12 protein-coding genes are annotated in these 17675 nt (G+C 48.1%); 5 read left to right on the top strand and 7 right to left on the bottom strand.

The features are described from left to right. Positions 1 to 5: 5 nt before the first annotated feature. Positions 6 to 815, bottom strand: a complete 810-nt coding sequence (locus tag BM367_RS07500) for an SDR family NAD(P)-dependent oxidoreductase (protein WP_092459460.1) — start codon at positions 813 to 815, stop codon at positions 6 to 8. Between the two features lie 109 nt (positions 816 to 924). Further along, positions 925 to 1902 carry an NAD-dependent epimerase/dehydratase family protein gene (locus BM367_RS07495; RefSeq protein ID WP_092459458.1) on the bottom strand — a complete coding sequence of 326 codons (978 nt, stop codon included), beginning with the start codon at positions 1900 to 1902 and terminating at the stop codon, positions 925 to 927. A gap of 193 nt (positions 1903 to 2095) precedes the next feature. On the opposite strand from BM367_RS07495, the gene fumC reads away from it, so the two are divergent. Further along, positions 2096 to 3496, top strand: coding sequence for a class II fumarate hydratase (gene fumC / locus BM367_RS07490; RefSeq protein ID WP_092460963.1), 1401 nt, complete (start codon positions 2096 to 2098; stop codon positions 3494 to 3496). 80 nt (positions 3497 to 3576) lie between these two features. After that, positions 3577 to 4626 (top strand): zinc-binding alcohol dehydrogenase family protein, encoded by a 1050-nt coding sequence (locus BM367_RS07485; RefSeq protein ID WP_143103983.1) that lies wholly within the window; start codon positions 3577 to 3579, stop codon positions 4624 to 4626. 76 nt (positions 4627 to 4702) lie between these two features. Here the strand turns inward: BM367_RS07485 and BM367_RS07480 are convergent, their stop codons facing one another. The 5 genes from BM367_RS07480 to BM367_RS07460 form a co-directional block, all read right to left on the bottom strand. Beyond that, positions 4703 to 5818 carry a SusE domain-containing protein gene (locus BM367_RS07480; protein WP_092459454.1) on the bottom strand — a complete coding sequence of 372 codons (1116 nt, stop codon included), beginning with the start codon at positions 5816 to 5818 and terminating at the stop codon, positions 4703 to 4705. 28 nt (positions 5819 to 5846) lie between these two features. Next, on the bottom strand, positions 5847 to 7436 hold the full coding sequence (locus tag BM367_RS07475) for a RagB/SusD family nutrient uptake outer membrane protein (RefSeq protein ID WP_092459452.1): 1590 nt from the start codon (positions 7434 to 7436) through the stop codon (positions 5847 to 5849). A gap of 19 nt (positions 7437 to 7455) precedes the next feature. Further along, positions 7456 to 10476 (bottom strand): SusC/RagA family TonB-linked outer membrane protein, encoded by a 3021-nt coding sequence (locus tag BM367_RS07470; protein ID WP_245759929.1) that lies wholly within the window; start codon positions 10474 to 10476, stop codon positions 7456 to 7458. Between the two features lie 35 nt (positions 10477 to 10511). Next, positions 10512 to 13466, bottom strand: a complete 2955-nt coding sequence (locus BM367_RS07465) for an alpha-amylase family glycosyl hydrolase (protein ID WP_092459450.1) — start codon at positions 13464 to 13466, stop codon at positions 10512 to 10514. A 348-nt stretch (positions 13467 to 13814) separates the two neighbouring features. Further along, a complete protein-coding gene (locus BM367_RS07460; RefSeq protein ID WP_092459448.1) occupies positions 13815 to 15110 on the bottom strand; it encodes a metal-dependent hydrolase family protein in 1296 nt (431 codons plus the stop codon). 194 nt (positions 15111 to 15304) lie between these two features. Here BM367_RS07460 and BM367_RS07455 point away from each other — a divergent pair, with 194 nt between their 5' ends. The 3 genes from BM367_RS07455 to BM367_RS07445 all read left to right on the top strand — a co-directional run bounded on the left by BM367_RS07455 (position 15305) and on the right by BM367_RS07445 (position 17573). After that, complete coding sequence (locus BM367_RS07455) at positions 15305 to 16024, top strand: SIMPL domain-containing protein (RefSeq protein WP_177224150.1); 720 nt, start codon at positions 15305 to 15307, stop codon at positions 16022 to 16024. A gap of 136 nt (positions 16025 to 16160) precedes the next feature. Then, positions 16161 to 16802, top strand: a complete 642-nt coding sequence (locus BM367_RS07450; RefSeq protein ID WP_092459444.1) for a polysaccharide deacetylase family protein — start codon at positions 16161 to 16163, stop codon at positions 16800 to 16802. Beyond that, complete coding sequence (locus tag BM367_RS07445; protein WP_092459442.1) at positions 16803 to 17573, top strand: TatD family hydrolase; 771 nt, start codon at positions 16803 to 16805, stop codon at positions 17571 to 17573. Positions 17574 to 17675: the final 102 nt, after the last annotated feature.

Below are 17675 nucleotides of genomic sequence, written 5' to 3'. Positions count from 1 at the left end.
TTAACTTATAGCAAATTCTTTTCTGATTCGGCGAACAACCTGTGCATGACCTTATCCAGCCAGGCCGGCGGCATCCAGCGGCTGAGCCAGTAATATGCGGTAGACATCCAGCCCGGCGTAATGGTTTTTCGGCGCTGAAAAAGCCCGTCCAAGGCTACACGAGCCACATATTCCGGCTTCTCATGGGCCGACCGAAAAAGCCAGCCATTGATCTTCTGATGTACGACCGGATCCTGTTTATGTGAAACACCACCCGGACACAGTACCGACACATAAATGCCCTGTGACCTGAGCTCCGTGCGCAAAGCTCGGCTGAAAGAATAAATATATGCCTTGGTCGCAGAATACACTGCCTTGTAGGGCACATGCAGAAACCCCGCAGCACTGCCTACATTCAGAATATAAGCCGGGCGATGTGTCTTTAGGTCTTCTATGAAGACACGCGTGAGTTGCGTGGTAACCTGAATGTTTAACCGGATCATCTGTGTGATTTGCTCGGGTTGCAGCTCTTCAAAATGATGCCTGCCCCCCAGGCCGATATTGTTGATAAGCAGACGAACAGCATAATGCCGATCCCTGCACCACTCCCATACCCGCATTACACTATCTTGCTCCAAAAAATCTATACCCAGATAATCCGTTTTCACTCCATATTGATCCCGAATCTGTTGTGCCAAACGAGCTAAGTCATCGCCTGGCAAGGCTACCAGTAAAACAGGAAATTTTCGACGCGCACATTCTTCTGCCAGTGCCTTTCCTATACCTGCACTGGCACCGGTTATCAGAGCATAGCAGAGAGTTGTGTGATCATGCATAATGGGTTGTTTATTCGAATATAAATGAAATTTTGCCCTCACGAGGCTAAAACACGTTTTACTTAACCAGAATAAATCTTTTGCATGCACTTATGATTCATGTAAAGCCTTATACACATGTGGATCGTAACCAGTCAATCGTATATCGCATGCCTTCTTCCAGGCTGCGCGCATGATAACCAAGCTCGCGGCGGGCTTTTTCGCTGCTCTTGATCCAATCATACGGAATCTTGCGTACCCATTCTGGTGTCAGCAACGGCCTGTATCCCAATTTTGCTTTTAGCCATTCTATACCGGTAATGCTGTAAATAACCGGTACTGGCAGATGAAACAAAGGATGATGAACCTGACTGAGTTTTCTCAACAGATCAAAGAATCGGTCATAGCTGGCCGGCTCACCGCCCAACAGATAAGCTTCTCCTGCCCGCCCCCTATTCATCACTAACTGAATGCCTTGTGCTACATCTTCTACAAACACATAATCCATGGTGCCTTTTCCATTTCCCGGAATCACATGCCATTTGCCCAGCAAATAATCGCGCATCATGAGGGTAGCGGAATTGCTTTCATCCACAGGGCCCGGGCCATACACCTTGGTGGGATAAGCAATGACCAGCTCAATCTGATCCTGATAGCTTCTGGCTATTTGCTCGCCCATCCATTTGGAACGCTCGTATGTGGTATGCAGTTCCGGACGCAAAGGCATGGTTTCCTGTACTGGCAATCCGTTTTCAGCGGGTGGCAGAATGCCGGCCGTGGAAACCAGGCACACTCTTTTCACATGAGCTTCAATGGCCGCTTGCATGATATTTCTTGTTCCTTCTGCATTTACCTGAAAGTAATACTGCCTGTCGCGATGCCAGGCTCTTGCATAGCCAGCCAGATGATAAGCAAATTCGCAGCCTTCCATGGCTCGTTTCACAGCCTCACATGAAGTGATATCACCTTTAAACCAGCGCAGCTGTGGCATATCAGCAGCATGAGCCTGCCGGGATAATACATGCACCACATGATGCTGCGCTACTAATCTTTTTACCAAATACGAGCCAATGAATCCGGTACCCCCGCTTACAAATATGTTTGCCATATATCAATCATCCAAATCACACCACAGGAAGCTGCAGCATAGCTGCATCCCGCAGTGAATCTGAATAAAGATAACATGAACTTTCATTTTTTGCATGAAAAATCATCTTCTCATACTTCCATGATTGCAGTTATTTCCATCCATGCAAGGCAGCCAAATATCCTGTAACTTTGAACCGTTCAAATCAACAGCCATGGAATACCGGATTGAAAAAGACACACTGGGCGAGGTGAAGGTGCCTGCAGATGTTTACTGGGGTGCTCAAACAGAACGCTCACTGGAAAATTTTCCCATTGCACGTGATATCAACCGTATGCCCATTGAAATTATCCGTGCATTTGCGTATCTGAAGAAAGCTGCAGCGCTGACCAATGCGGATTTGGGAGTGCTGAGCCGCGAAAAAGCCGAACTCATAGCGAAGGTGTGTGATGAAATACTGGAGGGCAAACTGGATGATCAGTTTCCACTGGTGGTTTGGCAAACCGGGTCGGGCACCCAAACCAATATGAATGTCAATGAAGTGATTGCCAATCGCGCTCACGTGCTGCAGGGAGGCAAACTCACGGATTATCCCAAGGTGCTTCATCCCAATGATGATGTAAACAAATCGCAATCATCCAACGATACCTTTCCTACTGCCATGCATATTGCAGCTTACAAAATGCTGGTGGAGCTGACATTGCCGGGCCTGCAAAAGCTGCGGGATACGCTGGCTGAAAAGTCAAAAGCATTCTGGAAAATAGTGAAAATCGGACGTACGCATTTCATGGATGCAACGCCACTTACGCTCGGACAGGAATTCAGCGGCTACGTGTCGCAACTGGATCATGGCATCCGCGCCATTCAGCATACCCTGCCTCATCTGGCCGAGCTGGCACTGGGCGGCACAGCTGTGGGAACGGGCATCAACACGCCTCCGGGCTTTGCCGTGAAAGTGGCTGAGAAAATTGCAAGCCTCACCGGACTGCCTTTTGTAAGTGCGGAAAACAAATTTGAATCACTTGCTGCACACGATGCGATTGTGGAAGCCCATGGAGCCCTGAAAACCGTAGCCGTAAGCCTTATGAAGATTGCCAATGATATCCGCATGCTTAGCTCGGGCCCGCGTTGTGGCATCGGCGAAATTCATCTTCCCGAGAATGAACCCGGCTCCTCCATCATGCCCGGAAAGGTAAATCCCACCCAGTGTGAAGCATTGACCATGGTAGCAGCACAGGTGTTGGGCAATGATGTTGCCATCAATGTGGGTGGTAGCAATGGCCATTTTGAGCTGAATGTGTTCAAGCCCATGATTATTTACAATTTTCTCCATTCAGCCAAACTCATTGGCCAGGCCTGCATGTCGTTCAACGATCGTTGCGCAGTTGGCATAGAACCTATTCATGAAAACATTCAACGGCATTTGCAAAATTCATTGATGCTTGTTACGGCCCTGAATCCGAAAATTGGCTATTACAAAGCAGCTGAGATTGCACAGAAAGCGCATCGTGAACACAAAACCCTTAAACAGGCCGCTGTGGAACTGGGATATGTGAAGCCTGAAGAATTTGATGAGTGGGTGGATCCGATGAAAATGGTAGGTAATCTGGATTGACTTAGCAATCTGATCTGCATTTCATGTTTGCGTGCCTGATGAGAATATCATCCACTGGAATGCAAGTGCTGTAAAAGCATGTGAGACGCTTTTTTATGCATACCTGGATACTGGAAAAGCCGGGGCTGTTTATCCGCACTGAACCTGGCCACATAACCGATCCTGCTGCAGGCGATGTGTTGGTGAAAGTCCATCGGATAGGTTTGTGTGGTACTGACTATCATGCATACCGGGGCGAGCAACCGTATTTTACGTATCCCCGTCTGTTGGGACATGAGTTGGGGGTAGAGGTAATTGCAACGGGCGAAGATGTGCAACAGATCGCTGTGGGTGATCGTTGTGCAGTAAGGCCTTATCTGGCCTGTGGACGTTGCGATGCCTGCCTGCGGGGATATACAAATGCCTGTGAACAGATGCGGGTACTGGGCGTGCATGTGGATGGTGGCTTGCAATTGTACCTGAAGCTACCGGCTGCTCAACTGCATCCATCGGCCTTGCTATCTTACGATGAGCTGGCACTGGTAGAGCCTCTTAGCATAGGAGCTCATGCTGTGCAACGAGCCAGGCTGCAGGCCGATGATCGGGTGCTGATTCTGGGTGCAGGGCCTATTGGCCTGGCGGTGGCTACCTTTGCCGCATTGCATCACCCTCAAATACTGGCAGTGGCCGACCTGCAAGCTCAGCGCCTCAGTTTTCTGCAAAAACTTAGCTTTCCCCAAACGCCCTTGCCAATATTGCTCAGCCAGAAGCCTCTGGATCAGATTTGCGATGCTTTTGATTGCAAAAAACCTACGGTGATCTTCGATGCCACCGGAAATGCCCGTTCCATGGAGCAGTGTTTTTCCTACGCAGCGCAGGGTGCCAGCATCATTTATGTAGGCTTGTGTCAGCAGCATCTCTCCTTTTCTGACCCCGTCTTTCACCAGAAAGAACTCACCTTATTTGCCAGTCGCAACAGCTTGCCTGCAGATTTTGCCTATGTTATCAATCTGTTGGAGAGCGGCCGCCTTCAGGTTCAGGGATGGATTACCCACCGCTATTCCCTTGCACAGCTTCCCCAAGCCTTTGAAGCGATCCATCAAACCCAAGATCACATGTGCCTGAAAGCCATGATAGAGATGGAAACATAAAAAAATGCCCTTCACGAAGAAGGGCATCAAAGCATAGACCCACCGGGGGAACCGGCAGGCAGAATAACCCATAAACCTAATTCACTTTTTTCATGCTGAAAGTATAATTTCCAGCTACACTCAGGTTGAGTGTGATCAGGTATTTGCCATCGCTGGGCACAGGAATGTTGCTTCCATTATAAGTCAACTGCCCATTATCGAAGCCAAAATTGATTGTCCAATCATGATTAGCCCGGAATTTAAATGAACCGCTGCTCACCAGATTTACCGTCACGCTCCAGGTCTGGGTAGTTGGGTCGAAAGTCATATCGGTATCGGTGCTCCAGCCACCGGGTGTAGCATCGCCGATCACCGACCAGGTAGTGCGGGTGGCGCTCCAGGTCAGGTTGCCTGTATTGGCAATAAGGCGGTAGTACCCTGTGCCGGGCACTTGCAGGTTGCCGGCTCCGCCATTGGTACTTAAATTACCGGAGGCCGTACCTGCGGTAGCATCGAGGCTCATATTGCCGCCATCGCCGTAGTTGATATGGCTCCAGTCGGGCGCGCTGGTGAATTTGAACTGGAAGGTGCCGCCGGGCGGGAAATACACATAGCCTTCATATATGCCGTTGGCCTTCACCGAAGCCACCTTGGGCGCTGCGGCCGGATTCCAGCCCTGATAGTCGCCCGGTACCCACAACGAGGGATAATTGATGACCACCTGGTAGGGTGTTACCTGCAGCACGAGCGAATCGGAATAAACCGTAGGAACCACGGAAGGATTTCCATTAAACTGATTTACGTTACTGGCCAGTCTTACCAGCACCGTGCTCGATTGGCCGAAAGGCAAACCCAGACTTTGGATAGCCAATGTATTGAAATCGGCCACTGTAAAAGAAAAGCTCGTTTTGTTGATCCCAGCCGTCACGTTTATCGGATTCTGAAAACTATCGGCAGGTACATCAAATTGCAGGGTATAGGTTACATCGGCATTGTAACCATAATTCACTGGAGCCCAGCTAAAGGTTACGGCCGTTTGGCTGGCCTGCGAACTGTCGAGCACCAGCGTGGTGGCCGAGCTTTGCAGTGCAGGAGCTGTTTTGGGCAGCTGCAGCACAGCCCGTATTTCATCTTTTTTACAGGCCGAATAACCTGTGATGATGAGAAGTCCCGCAGCGGCCATCAGCAGGCGATGAAAAGATATGTTACGCATGATTATTTCGTTTTAAATTAAACCATCATTAATAACCAGGGTTCTGGGTGAGATGCGGATTGGCAATGATATCATCGGCTGAAATCGGATACAGATTCAAATGGGCATCCACACCCTGACCATTCTTCACACCGCCCTTCCAGGGCCACAGATAGGTGGAAGAAGTGAATTTGCCGAAACGTATCAGGTCGGTACGGCGAATAGCTTCCCAGTAAAGTTCACGGGCTCTTTCATCAAGGATGAAATCAGGTGTAAGGTCGCTGGCTGTGATATCTCCGCTGGTGTTGCGATAGGCTCTTTCCCGAAGCTGATTGATATAATTCACAGCCGTATTGATATCGCCGCCACTGCCACCCCGCACAACAGCTTCAGCATACATCAGGTAAACCTCACCGAGGCGGAACAGCGGGAAGTCCAGATCCACAAATGTACCGGTAGGATCAGATCCAGGGTTCCCATGAGAATCGATATTTTTGAATTTGGTGATAGCATAACCGTTGCTGAAATCCTTTATATCACTAATCTCCAGTGTCTGGCCATTGGTATAAAACATAGCCCGCTTATCCACTGAGCTGTCGCCATTGGGGAACAGGTTCACCAGATTTTTGGTGGTACGCAGCCCCGCCCAGCCGCCGGTAATTCCGTAATCACTGGCATTCATATTTCCACCCACAGCCGCATGCACCAGGAAGGTGGTGTTGCCATACGACTGGGAGGTGAGCCCGTTGGCACGAAGCGGGAAGATGATTTCTCCGGTTTGTCTGTTGTCGATTTCAAACAGCTGGGCATAGTTGCTGGCCAAGTGATAGGCGCCTGATTGGATGATTTTATTGCAATAGGTGATGCAATCTGTCCATCGTGCCTGGCCGGTGTACACCTGGGCATTCAGATACAACCTGGCGAGCAGAAACCAGGCACAGGCTTTATCAGCCCGGCCATATTCATTTTGCCCGGGATCAGGAAGCTGGTTCTGGATATCGAGCAATTCACTTTCCACATATTTGAACAAATCGGCCCGACTGATCTGTGGAGGAAGGAACTTGCCCACCGGATCGTTTTCCGTGGCAAAAGGAGTATTGCCAAAGAAATCGAGTGCCACCCAATAGGCAAATGCACGAAGGAAGCGGGCTTCTGCTTTGTAAGTGGCAAAATTAACCGTATCCTGGGGGGAGAATTTCGACAGGTCGAGCTTATCCATTTCACGAAGAAACTCATTGCAGGCAGCAACTTCAAAAAATACACGGTTATACATGAGTTTCAGAAAACTCATATTGGCTGTCCAATTCATCAGATGATACTGTTGCAAATCGGCATCATTCCAGGAAATCACGGCTTCGTCGGTTGGTAGCTCTTCTGCTTCCCAGAAATTACGGAAAAAAGTATTGGATCCTATATCTGAAGCCTGGATATCGGGCTCGTTCACCTGATCCTGTCCGCTAAGTGTAAGGCCAGCGTAAAGTTTAGCCAGCGCCTGTTTGATGCTTTGCGGGTTGCTGAATACCGTAGCGGATGTAACCTGTATGTAAGGCAGGCGGTTTAGGTCTTTGGTGCAGGAATTCAGCCCCCACAAACCTATGGTAGCCAGCCCCATGACGAGATATTGTTTGATGCGTTTCATATGCTCAAGTTTTCCTGGTTTAAAAATGAATATTCAATCCCAGCGCATACGTCCGGGGAACCGGATATACGTTTCCGTCAATGCCTCCGAATACTTCCGGATTGACTCCGCGGTATTTGGTGATTACAAAGGCATTCTGTACAAAGGCATTCACAGCCAGCTGCACATCGCTGTGTGCAATTTTGCCGAAATTATAGCCCAAGGTGATGTTGTCCATCCGCAGGAAAGAGGCGTTTTCCACGTAGTAATCCGAGAAATACTGGCTGTTCTGAAATTTGGTGAACAGGTAATCAGTAGATGCATTGCCAATGTAACCCAGGGAATTGGAAATGCTGTTGTAGGTGTCCATCGTGGAAAGCACATTGTTGTACACATAATTGCCAATATCGGCGCGGGCTACGAACGACAGGGTCCAGCGCTGATAGGTAAACTGCGAGCTGAATCCCAGCGTCACCTTCGGATCGGGTGATTTGTACCGGTAAAACAAATTATTCGGATCGTTGTTCACATCTTCATACACGCCTTCAATAGGGTGACCGGTGGCATCATACACCTGCTTGTACACATAAAAAGTGTAGGCCGGATAGCCTACCGTATTGATTTGGATTGTATTTCCCGTACCGCCGGCAATATGGCCTACCAGCTGATTCTGCGCTGCAGAGTCGGCCGAATTGGAAAGTTTCAGGATTTTGTTCTGGTTGTAAGCAATATTGAAATTGAGATTCCAAGTAAATTTCTGGGTGGTGAAGGGTGTGGCATTCACGGTAAATTCAATGCCCCGGTCTTCCAGGCTGCCGATATTGGTGAACACATGGTTACTCAGGTTGCCCAGTGCAGGCGTGGTAATATCGGCCAGCAAATTGGTGGTTTTCTTGTAATACAAGTCCAAACTCCCATTGATGCGTTGATTCAGAAAACCAAAGTCCAAGCCGATGTTGTAAGTGGCCGTTTGTTCCCATTTGATATTTTCATCGTAAGCTTCGGCACGATAGGTTTGGTAGAAAGCATTGCCAAACGGATATTGTGCTACAGTGGTACTCAGGGTATAAATCGGCAGATAGGGATAATCGTTTCCAATTTCCTGCTGTCCGGTAACACCATATCCCAGCCTGAGTTTTAGATCGGAAACCGTACGAGAATCTTTCAGGAAACCTTCCTGGTTGATGCGCCAGGCCAAAGCTACAGAAGGGAAATTCCCCCAGCGGTTGGCCGGACTGAACCGGGAAGAGCCATCACGACGAATGGTAGCCGTAAGCAAGTATTTATCGCGGAAGGCATAATTCAACCGGGCATAAAACGATACCAGGGTATGCCGCGAAGAGTCGGGCAGGGGCGCGCCAGGTAAGGTATCGCCTTTTTCATTCAAATAAGGGAAAGAAGGGCTGCCCCGGAAGAAATCTTGATATTCATATCCGGCTGTTACATCAAAATGGCTTTTCAGCTCGGGCAGGGTATGAGCATAATTCAAATAGAAATCAAACAACTCATTGCGATTGTATTGTTGATAATGATTTTTATATCCTCCCTGTAAATAATCCATGGCTGCAATGGCCGGAATAAACACATTGCCTACTCCCTTAGAAATATCGTATCCAGCATTCAAATGAGCTTTTAGGTCGGGAAAGGCCGGCAGGGTATAATCCAGTTCAATGTTACCGATGCTGCGTTTGACGGTACTTTTATCAGACCGCAACATCAGGTCGGCCACCGGGTTGCGGGTAGCCTGCGGATTGGGATTACCCTGGTTATCGGTCCATTCAAAATAGCCACCAAACTTGCTGTTGGGATCATATACCGGCTGGGTGGGATCCATCCGCAACGCGTCGCCAATGGCAGCCTGGTTGGCAAACCGATTGTTGTTATACGCACCCTTCAGATTGATGGTGGCTTTCAGGCTATGGTTAAAGAAACTGGGCGTCAGGCTCAAATCCACGCTGGTACGCTTCAGATAACCTGTTTTCAGGATACCGTTCTGGTCCAGATAACCCACAGAAAGGCGATACGGCAGGCCAGGAATACCACCCGTAAAGCTCAGGTTATTATCACTGCTGAAAGCCGTCTGGTAAATTTCATTCTGCCAGTTGGTATTGGCATTGCCGAGCAAGGCTTTCTGCTGGGCAGTACCTTGTTGGTTGATGATGCTGCGAATCTGGTCGGCATTGAGCACACTCACTTCCTTGGTTTTGGTGGAAAGAGATTGCACGGTGTTCAATTGCACAGAGAGTTTGCCGCCAGCCGTACCTTTTTTGGTGGTGATGATGATCACCCCATTGGAGGCCCGGTTACCATAGATAGCCGCTGCAGAGGCGTCTTTCAGCACGGTGATCGACTCAATGTCTTCCGGATTGATTAAGCTCAAGGGGTTGGGTGATCCAGCAATACCACTGTTAGATAGAGGCACCCCATCAATCACAATCAGGGGGTCGTTGCTGGCATTGAGCGAGGCCCCTCCCCGGATCCGGATCACACCGCCCGCACCAGGCATACCGCTGCCGGGTGTAATAACCACCCCGGGAATCTTGCCCTGGATGAGCTGGTCGGGCGTGGAAATAACCCCCTGCTGAAAATCCCGGGCATTCACCGTGGCAATGGAACCTGTCAGGTCTTTCTTTTGCTGGGTACCATACCCGATAACCACCAGTTCATTCAACGAAGCAGCCGACTGGTGCATAGCAATTTGCAGCGAAGAACTGCTGCCTACCGGAACCTCCTGCCGGGCATAACCCACATAGGAGATGATGAGCGTGTCGTGATCGGGCGGCAGGTTAAGATGAAACATCCCCTGATCATTCGTAATGGTGCCCGATGCGGTACCCTTGACCTGTACTGACACACCAGGAAGTGGCTGCCCACTCTGGGCATCCTTGACCACCCCCTCTATGGTTCTGCCTTGTGCCTGAGCACTACCCGTGGCGATGCCCAGTCCAAGTATCAGTAACCACAAAGCTCTCCAACCCGGAGGTTGTGGAATGAGGCCCGCACGCCTGCCATGAATGCGGGCTTTATCCCTCAAACAAGAGAAAAATTTCAGCATACGCATATGTATTGGTTTTAACATGTTGAAGAATAAACAGCTTATGGAATGATTAATTTTTGCGAAACAGATCCGTGACTTCGGGCAGAGAGTTGTACGACATACATCCCCCCTTCTGCACTGAGCCGGCTGCCAAAGGGCCAACTGACCACATAATTTCCGGCATATTGAAATCCATCGTACAGGGTAGCCACTACTTCGCCCCGAACATTTAGCACGCGAAGCAGGATATAGTCGTTATCGGGCAGATAGTAATTGAATTGAATGGTTTGCTGCCGGGATGCCGGATTGGGAAAGACCTTCAAAGCCAACTCCGATCCTGTTCCCGAAAGCCATATAGGACTCTTTTGCTGGGTAGTATCGGTAGAAACCTGATCTACATTGCGATCTACAAATACATGATATTCACCGGGCGACAGAGCCATGGTGAGCTGCGATTGCTGTAACTGAAAGGTGCTGTCGGGCTGGTTTCGCAGGGAAACATAATCATACCATGTGCCTGCATGTGGAAAGCTTACCGTAGCGCCATGCGGTACCACATCAAAATTACCTACCACGACCACATCCAGCGAATCGCCGGTGAGCACCATGGTTTTTACTGCCCCACTCAGGTTATATTGCACCTGTCCCTGCGTGAAGGTTGATGTATAAGCCGGCATCTGCCGCAGTCGAAACAGGCGCTGATATACCTGAAACAAACCCTGCCGGCGCTTATCTTGCAGATAATCCCAGCGAATGGGCTTATCGGCCAGGCGGCAGGCTCCGCTGGGATCTACCGTGCCATTGGTGCAGGTGTTGATAGAATAATCATAACCTATCTCTCCGAATTCCCACAACATTTTGGGGCCTGGCATAATAGCCCAGAATGCCGTGGCCATGGCGTTGCGTTTCAACCCCGTAGCCGTGTCTTTAATATTGTACGATCCGTTGCTGTTGCCATATTGTTCGTTTTTATACATCAGCCGTTCTTCATCGTGGCTTTCCTGATAGGTTACCAGGTTAGGCTGCGACCAGCCGCGGGCGGTGTAAAGTCCCCAGCTGAAATCCCAGGTATTACCTGAGGGTGATGGCGTGCCATAGCCCATGGTGGCCTGATTAAAAGCATCATTTAGATTTCCCCACAGCATCATGCCCTGGGCGGCATATACTTTTTCTTCGCTGTTGTCGGCAAACATTTCTAAAATGCAGTAACTGCCTGGACTGATTTGTTGTTGTTGCTGGTAAATGGTATCCCAGATGGCCACGCGGGATGAATCGTAAGCGTTCCAGAGTGCCACACTGCAGTTGTTGCCCGTACTGTCGCACGACCGTTTTTGGGTGAATCCTTTGGCCAGGTCAAACCGGAATCCATCCAGGTGGTATTCCGTAAGCCAGTATTGCATCACCCGATAGGTGAATATTTTGGTGGCCGGGCTTTCATGATTGAACTGATATCCCACGTTAAAAGGATGAGTAGGCACTGGATTGAACCAGGGATTATCGGCTGCTGGCCGCTGATTAGCTTTATCCCAGTACATCTGCACCATGGGGCATTGCTCAAACGCATGGTTCAACACCAGATCCATGATCACCGCTATGCCCTGCTGATGACAGGCATCGATGAACTGTTTGAGAGCAGTGGCAGTGCCATAATATTTATCGGGTGCAAAAAAGAAATCCGGATTATAGCCCCAGCTGTCATTCCCTTCAAATTCCGTGAAAGGCATTACTTCTATGGCATTCATGCCCAGCCGCTTCAGGTAGCCAAGCGTATCCTTCAAAGTCTGCCAGTCGTGAGCGGCAATAAAATCCCGTACCAGCAGTTCATAGATGATCAAGTTATGCTGATCGGGGCGCCGGAATCCGCTATCATGCCATACATAAGCCGGCTCACCCGTTTGCAGTACACTTACAATCCCGGTGGTTTTGCCCGTGGGATAGGGTTTTAGATTGGGATAAACTGAAGCGGGAATGGCTGCATCGTTATCGGGATCCAGAATCAGGTGTGCATTGTAATCAGCCACCTTGATGGTGTCGTCGATGACATATTGATAAGCGTAGGGCTGCTGGGGTGTAAGTCCGGTAATGCGAATCCAGAAATAGTTGCTATCGGGCGTCTGGTGCATTTGATAAGCCGGCAATTGTTGCCAGTTGTTGAAATCACCGATGACCACAATATGGTGCTTATGCGGCGCATAAAGCACCAGCACTACCGAAGTATCGCCTGATTCATAATTGATGCCTTCGGAAACCCCCGCTGGTAAAGGCATAACCGTGGTAGGCGGCGCAATATAAAAGCTAAAAGTGTCGCTCGATTGCTGTGAACCATAAAGGCCTCTTGCTATCAGCATCTGATTCCCGGAATCTGCCAGTACAACCTGGCTGGAAAGGCTGTCGGACAAAGTACTGTCCACTTCTCTGCCATTGTACCATAAACTCAGATTCCCGCTGTGGCTGGCTACAACCTGCACAGGCAGCGTATCTCCCTGCTTCAGATTCAGTGGTTCCGCAACAGGTACATACTTGGGTTGACGATACGGATAACTGAAACGCACATAGAAACCCGTATCATACACCGGAATATACATATCGCTGCCATCGGCATTGCGCAAAGCCTGAGAACCACTTCCGTTGCGGAACAGAATGGCAATCTTCAAAATATGCTCGCCGGTATCCGTAATGCCGAAATAGCTTCGCAAATCCCCGGAAATAGTGTAAGTCCATCGGCTATTACCCGCATACGTACACTGGTAAGCCGCATTCGTAGTGCCCCACTGGGAATGTACATACCGCCAGTCCGACGAACTGGTGCTTTTGTTGGTAATGACTCCAATGTGCACATACACGTCCGTAACTGGCGTGTAATTCAATAATCCCTGATTGCCAAAATGCGCATCAGCCGTAATTTGCACTCCGATGCTATGCTCCGTAGGGAAAGCAGGATGGGTAGATAATAGCTGACCCCTTAAAGGGACAATGAATAGGAAACAAAACAAAAATGTGTAAACCTGCTTCATGGTAGGGGCCAGGAATTTAATGTTTAACCCTATGTATTACTGTCAAACACATATACATCCGTCTTATCTAATATCTAATCAGAAACCCTCCCAAAATGGATGTATACGATTGCGTAATAATTACGCAAAGTATAACTAAATTTTGTTAACCGCAAAATTTTTTTAAGGATAAAATGGACTTGCGTTGGGTTTTATGTTCGGTAGCAGAATGAGGGATCGGGAGGTATGATTTTACCGTTCATAAAAAAACATGTTTACCCCCTGCCTAAAAATCTCAAAGCCTCTAAGGTCTGGATTTTCATTTTAATTTAATTCTTGAAATCAAGAGTGGATTGAAACCAAGCCTATCTATTCTGGTTTCAGGTAGCACACACCATCTTTCATCACCAGCCTAACGTGGCGAATATCCTGAATCCGGCGGGAAGGATCGCCTTCCACAGCTATCAGGTCGGCCAGGAGCCCGGGTTTAATGCGACCCACTTCATCGGCAATATGAAAAACATCTGCATTTACGGAGGTGGCGCTTCTCAAAACGTCGATCGGAGCCATACCATATTCCACCATGGCTTCCATTTCACGGGCATTATCACCATGTGCAAATACACCTACATCTCCACCCATGCAGATGGTCACCCCTGCCTGCAAGGCTTCCCGGAAACTGCGTTTCTTTTCCGCAATACGAGGTGGATCCGGATCCATGCCTTTGCGCCATCCCTGGTAAGACGCGATAGCTTCATCGGCCGCTATGGTAGGACATAGGGCAATGCCTTTTTGTTTCATGAGCCTGAACACATCGGCCGTACCGAAATCACCGTGCTCAATGGTATTGACACCCGCCAGAATAGCTCTTCTCATCCCCTCGGCGGTAACGGTATGCACAGCCACGATGCGGCCGCTGCTATGCGCTACTTCCACGGCTGCTTTTAGCTCATCCAGGGTAAAAGTAGGTTCATTTTCTCCTCTTGGCCCCCAGCGATAGTCTTCGTAAATCTTGATTACATCGGCTCCCTGCTTAATCTGGTCGCGCACTGCCTGCATGATGCCATCTATACCTGAAGCTTCCTGCGCTCCCTGTGGCACCTGCCAGTCGGGCCTGAATCCTTTAGGACCATAAGAACCGGTGGCCACGATGGCCCTTGTGGCGCATAGCATGCGCGGACCCGGAATGATCCCTTTTTCAATGGCCTGCTTCAATCCCACATCGGCATCATCAGCGCCCTCCGTTCCGAGGTCTCTTTCTGTGGTGAAACCAGCCAACAGGGTAGCCCGGGCATGCACCACCGCCCTTGCCACACGCTCAGCCAAAGATTCTTTCAACACCTGATCGTCCCACGATGTTTCGTTGTAGGGATGCAAAAACAAATGTCCATGACCTTCGATGAGCCCGGGCAGCAAAGTCATGCCCTTCAAAACCATAACTCTGGCCTGCGGAGGGATGGAAAAACTGCCCGAATCGCCGGCTGCTGCAATCCGATTGCCTTTTACCATAACCCACCAACCGCTGTGCATCTGTTCACCATCAAATACCCGATCTGCCTTTAATACATAAATCTGCTGGCTATCCACATTGGGTGTCTGAGCATGGAGGAGTGTAAAATCCAACAGATGATAAAAAAGCAGTAAGGTGAATGCAAACCTGTGCATGAGCTGAAAAATCTCTCTAAAAATAAAATTTTCATTTTATCCAAAGATGCTGAAGCCAGATAAATTTTAAAAAGTAAGCACTACGTTCTCTATTCCAAATTTTATCGCAGAATATCTGAATCCGTGTTTTTCAAGAAGATCTCTTAACTTCGGGAGAACGAACACACAACATGTTTTTGAAAATTGATTTTTCTATGTTATACAAACTATTTATGTGGATTGCCATGGCAGGAATCTGCAGTTTATCTGTCATCACATCGGTTCAAGCCCAGAATAAAAATTTCATTGATCAACCCTATCTGGAAGTTTCAGGTATGGCAGACACTTCGGTTACGCCCGATGAAATTTATCTGCACATCCAGATTTCAGAAGCCGATACCAAAGGCAAAACATCGGTAGAAGATCTGGAAAGGAAAATGGTGGATGCACTCAAATCTCTGGGTATTGATCCGGAAAAAAATCTGTTTACCAGCGATCTGGCAAGTAACTTTCAATCTTATTTTCTAAGAGGCAAACAAATCTTAAAATCCAAAGACTATATGCTGAGAGTATCTACAGCTGTTGAAGCCACGCAAGTGCTCATCCGGCTGCAAGATATGGGCATTTCAAATATATCTTTGGATCATGCAGATTATTCGAAAAAAGAACAGGTAAGAAATAAAATGCTTGCCAGAGCCATTGAAGATGCATATACCAAAGCCAGAGCCATGGTAATGCCTTTGCATCAAAATATTGGCAAGGCCATTCATATCGTAGAAACTGGTGCCGGCCCTATCATGCCCTTGCAAGCCAATGAGATGAAAATGTCTGTAAGAACTTATGTACAGGGCCAGGAAGCAGAACCACTTCCGCAAATTGATTTTGAAAAAATCAAAATTCAATCATCCGTGAACGTGGTATTTGCGTTGGAATAAGTTCATGTGTGGTATGGCGAACATGATATCGTGTTTGTTTGGAATCATCCTTTAAGAAGGAAAATCCAAATAAACAATTGCCAACAGGGTTTAATCTGATTGAATTTGTCTGCAAATGCATATGATAAAGTGAGGTATGATGTATTGGACACGCACACCTTTCTGGATCAAATCCATGTTTCCCAATTGGATATGGGATGTAAAAGAGGCTCAACCCGCTGTGTATCTAACGTTTGATGACGGACCTCATCCGGAAATTACACCGTTTGTACTGGAACAACTCAGGAAATATCATGCACATGCTACCTTTTTTTGTATTGGTCATCGGGTAGTGAAATATCCGGATGTATATCAACAGATCTTCATAGAAGAACACAGCATTGGCAATCACACCTACGATCATCTTGATGGATGGAATGTGTCTGCACAGAAATATGTGGATAATGTAATGCTGGCAGCTGTGCATATCAACAGCCATTTGTTCCGCCCGCCATACGGGCACATTACACCCTGGTTGTACCGCAAAATCAAACAACAATTGCCCGAAATGCGGGTCGTGATGTGGGATGTGTTAAGCGGTGATTTTGATACATCCCTTTCACCACAAGATTGTACAGAGAAAGTATTGTTTAAAACACGACCCGGTTCTGTGATTGTATTTCATGATAGTGAAAAAGCACGGCCACGCCTGGAATATACACTCCCGCGCGTATTGGCTTATTTCGAAAAAAAAGGATGGGCCATGAAAGCTTTGCCCTATCAAAAAATCAGTTTGTAAATGGAATGGATAGATACGCACACGCATTTGTTTCTTCCGGAATTTGATGCGGATCGCGATGCAGTGATTCAAAGAGCCTTACAGACAGGCGTGAAATATATGTTGTTACCCAACATTGATGAAAACAGCCTGCAGTCTCTGTATGCATGTGCAACACAGTATGCCGATTGCTGCAAAGCCATGATGGGATTGCATCCCTGCTCAGTCAATCGAGAGGTAAAAAAACAATTGCAAATCATTGCAAAGCAATTCGATGAAAACAAATTCATTGCCGTGGGTGAAATCGGACTCGATTATTATTGGGACCTCACCTATCGTGCAGAACAGCTGGAAGCATTTCGTACACAGTTGCACTGGGCCGGAGAATGGCATTTGCCCGTATCCGTTCATAGTCGTTCTTCCTTGGACGATTGCATTCAGGAAATAAAAAACATACAACGCGGACAATTAAAGGGCGTATTTCATTGTTTCACCGGAACTATTGAGCAGGCTAAACAAATCATTGATCTGGGATTTGCACTGGGCATAGGTGGAGTGATTACTTTTCCAAAAAGCACAGCCCTGCGGGAAACCATCAGCCAGATACCACCGGCACACATTGTACTGGAAACAGATGCACCTTATTTATCGCCCGTACCTTTTCGCGGAAAAAGAAATGAAAGCAGCCGAATTCCCTATATTGCCCAGACGCTTTCATCTTTGTATGATTTGCACGAGAGTGAGATAGCACGCATTACCACAGCCAATGCCTTGCGGATATTCCCGATCTGAATCACCAATCAGTAAAACAAAAATTGCTTTTTTGTAAAACATTGAAACAAAATTCATTTAACCACATCCAACTATCCAACTGCCACATGCCATGGGAAAATG

The organism is Thermoflavifilum thermophilum, assembly GCF_900116565.1.
In the GTDB taxonomy this organism is placed as follows: domain Bacteria; phylum Bacteroidota; class Bacteroidia; order Chitinophagales; family Chitinophagaceae; genus Thermoflavifilum; species Thermoflavifilum thermophilum.
Note: the sequence above shows the minus strand (reverse complement) of the source record. Positions and strands in the feature narration are given on the sequence as shown.

Coding starts and splice junctions, on each gene's coding strand:
- BM367_RS07500 (WP_092459460.1), bottom strand. CDS start 815: ATGCATGATCACACAACTCTCTGCTATGCTCTGATAACCGGTGCCAGT.
- BM367_RS07495 (WP_092459458.1), bottom strand. CDS start 1,902: ATGGCAAACATATTTGTAAGCGGGGGTACCGGATTCATTGGCTCGTAT.
- fumC (WP_092460963.1), top strand. CDS start 2,096: ATGGAATACCGGATTGAAAAAGACACACTGGGCGAGGTGAAGGTGCCT.
- BM367_RS07480 (WP_092459454.1), bottom strand. CDS start 5,818: ATGCGTAACATATCTTTTCATCGCCTGCTGATGGCCGCTGCGGGACTT.
- BM367_RS07475 (WP_092459452.1), bottom strand. CDS start 7,436: ATGAAACGCATCAAACAATATCTCGTCATGGGGCTGGCTACCATAGGT.
- BM367_RS07470 (WP_245759929.1), bottom strand. CDS start 10,476: ATGCGTATGCTGAAATTTTTCTCTTGTTTGAGGGATAAAGCCCGCATT.
- BM367_RS07465 (WP_092459450.1), bottom strand. CDS start 13,466: ATGAAGCAGGTTTACACATTTTTGTTTTGTTTCCTATTCATTGTCCCT.
- BM367_RS07460 (WP_092459448.1), bottom strand. CDS start 15,110: ATGCACAGGTTTGCATTCACCTTACTGCTTTTTTATCATCTGTTGGAT.
- BM367_RS07455 (WP_177224150.1), top strand. CDS start 15,305: ATGTTATACAAACTATTTATGTGGATTGCCATGGCAGGAATCTGCAGT.
- BM367_RS07450 (WP_092459444.1), top strand. CDS start 16,161: ATGATGTATTGGACACGCACACCTTTCTGGATCAAATCCATGTTTCCC.
- BM367_RS07445 (WP_092459442.1), top strand. CDS start 16,803: ATGGAATGGATAGATACGCACACGCATTTGTTTCTTCCGGAATTTGAT.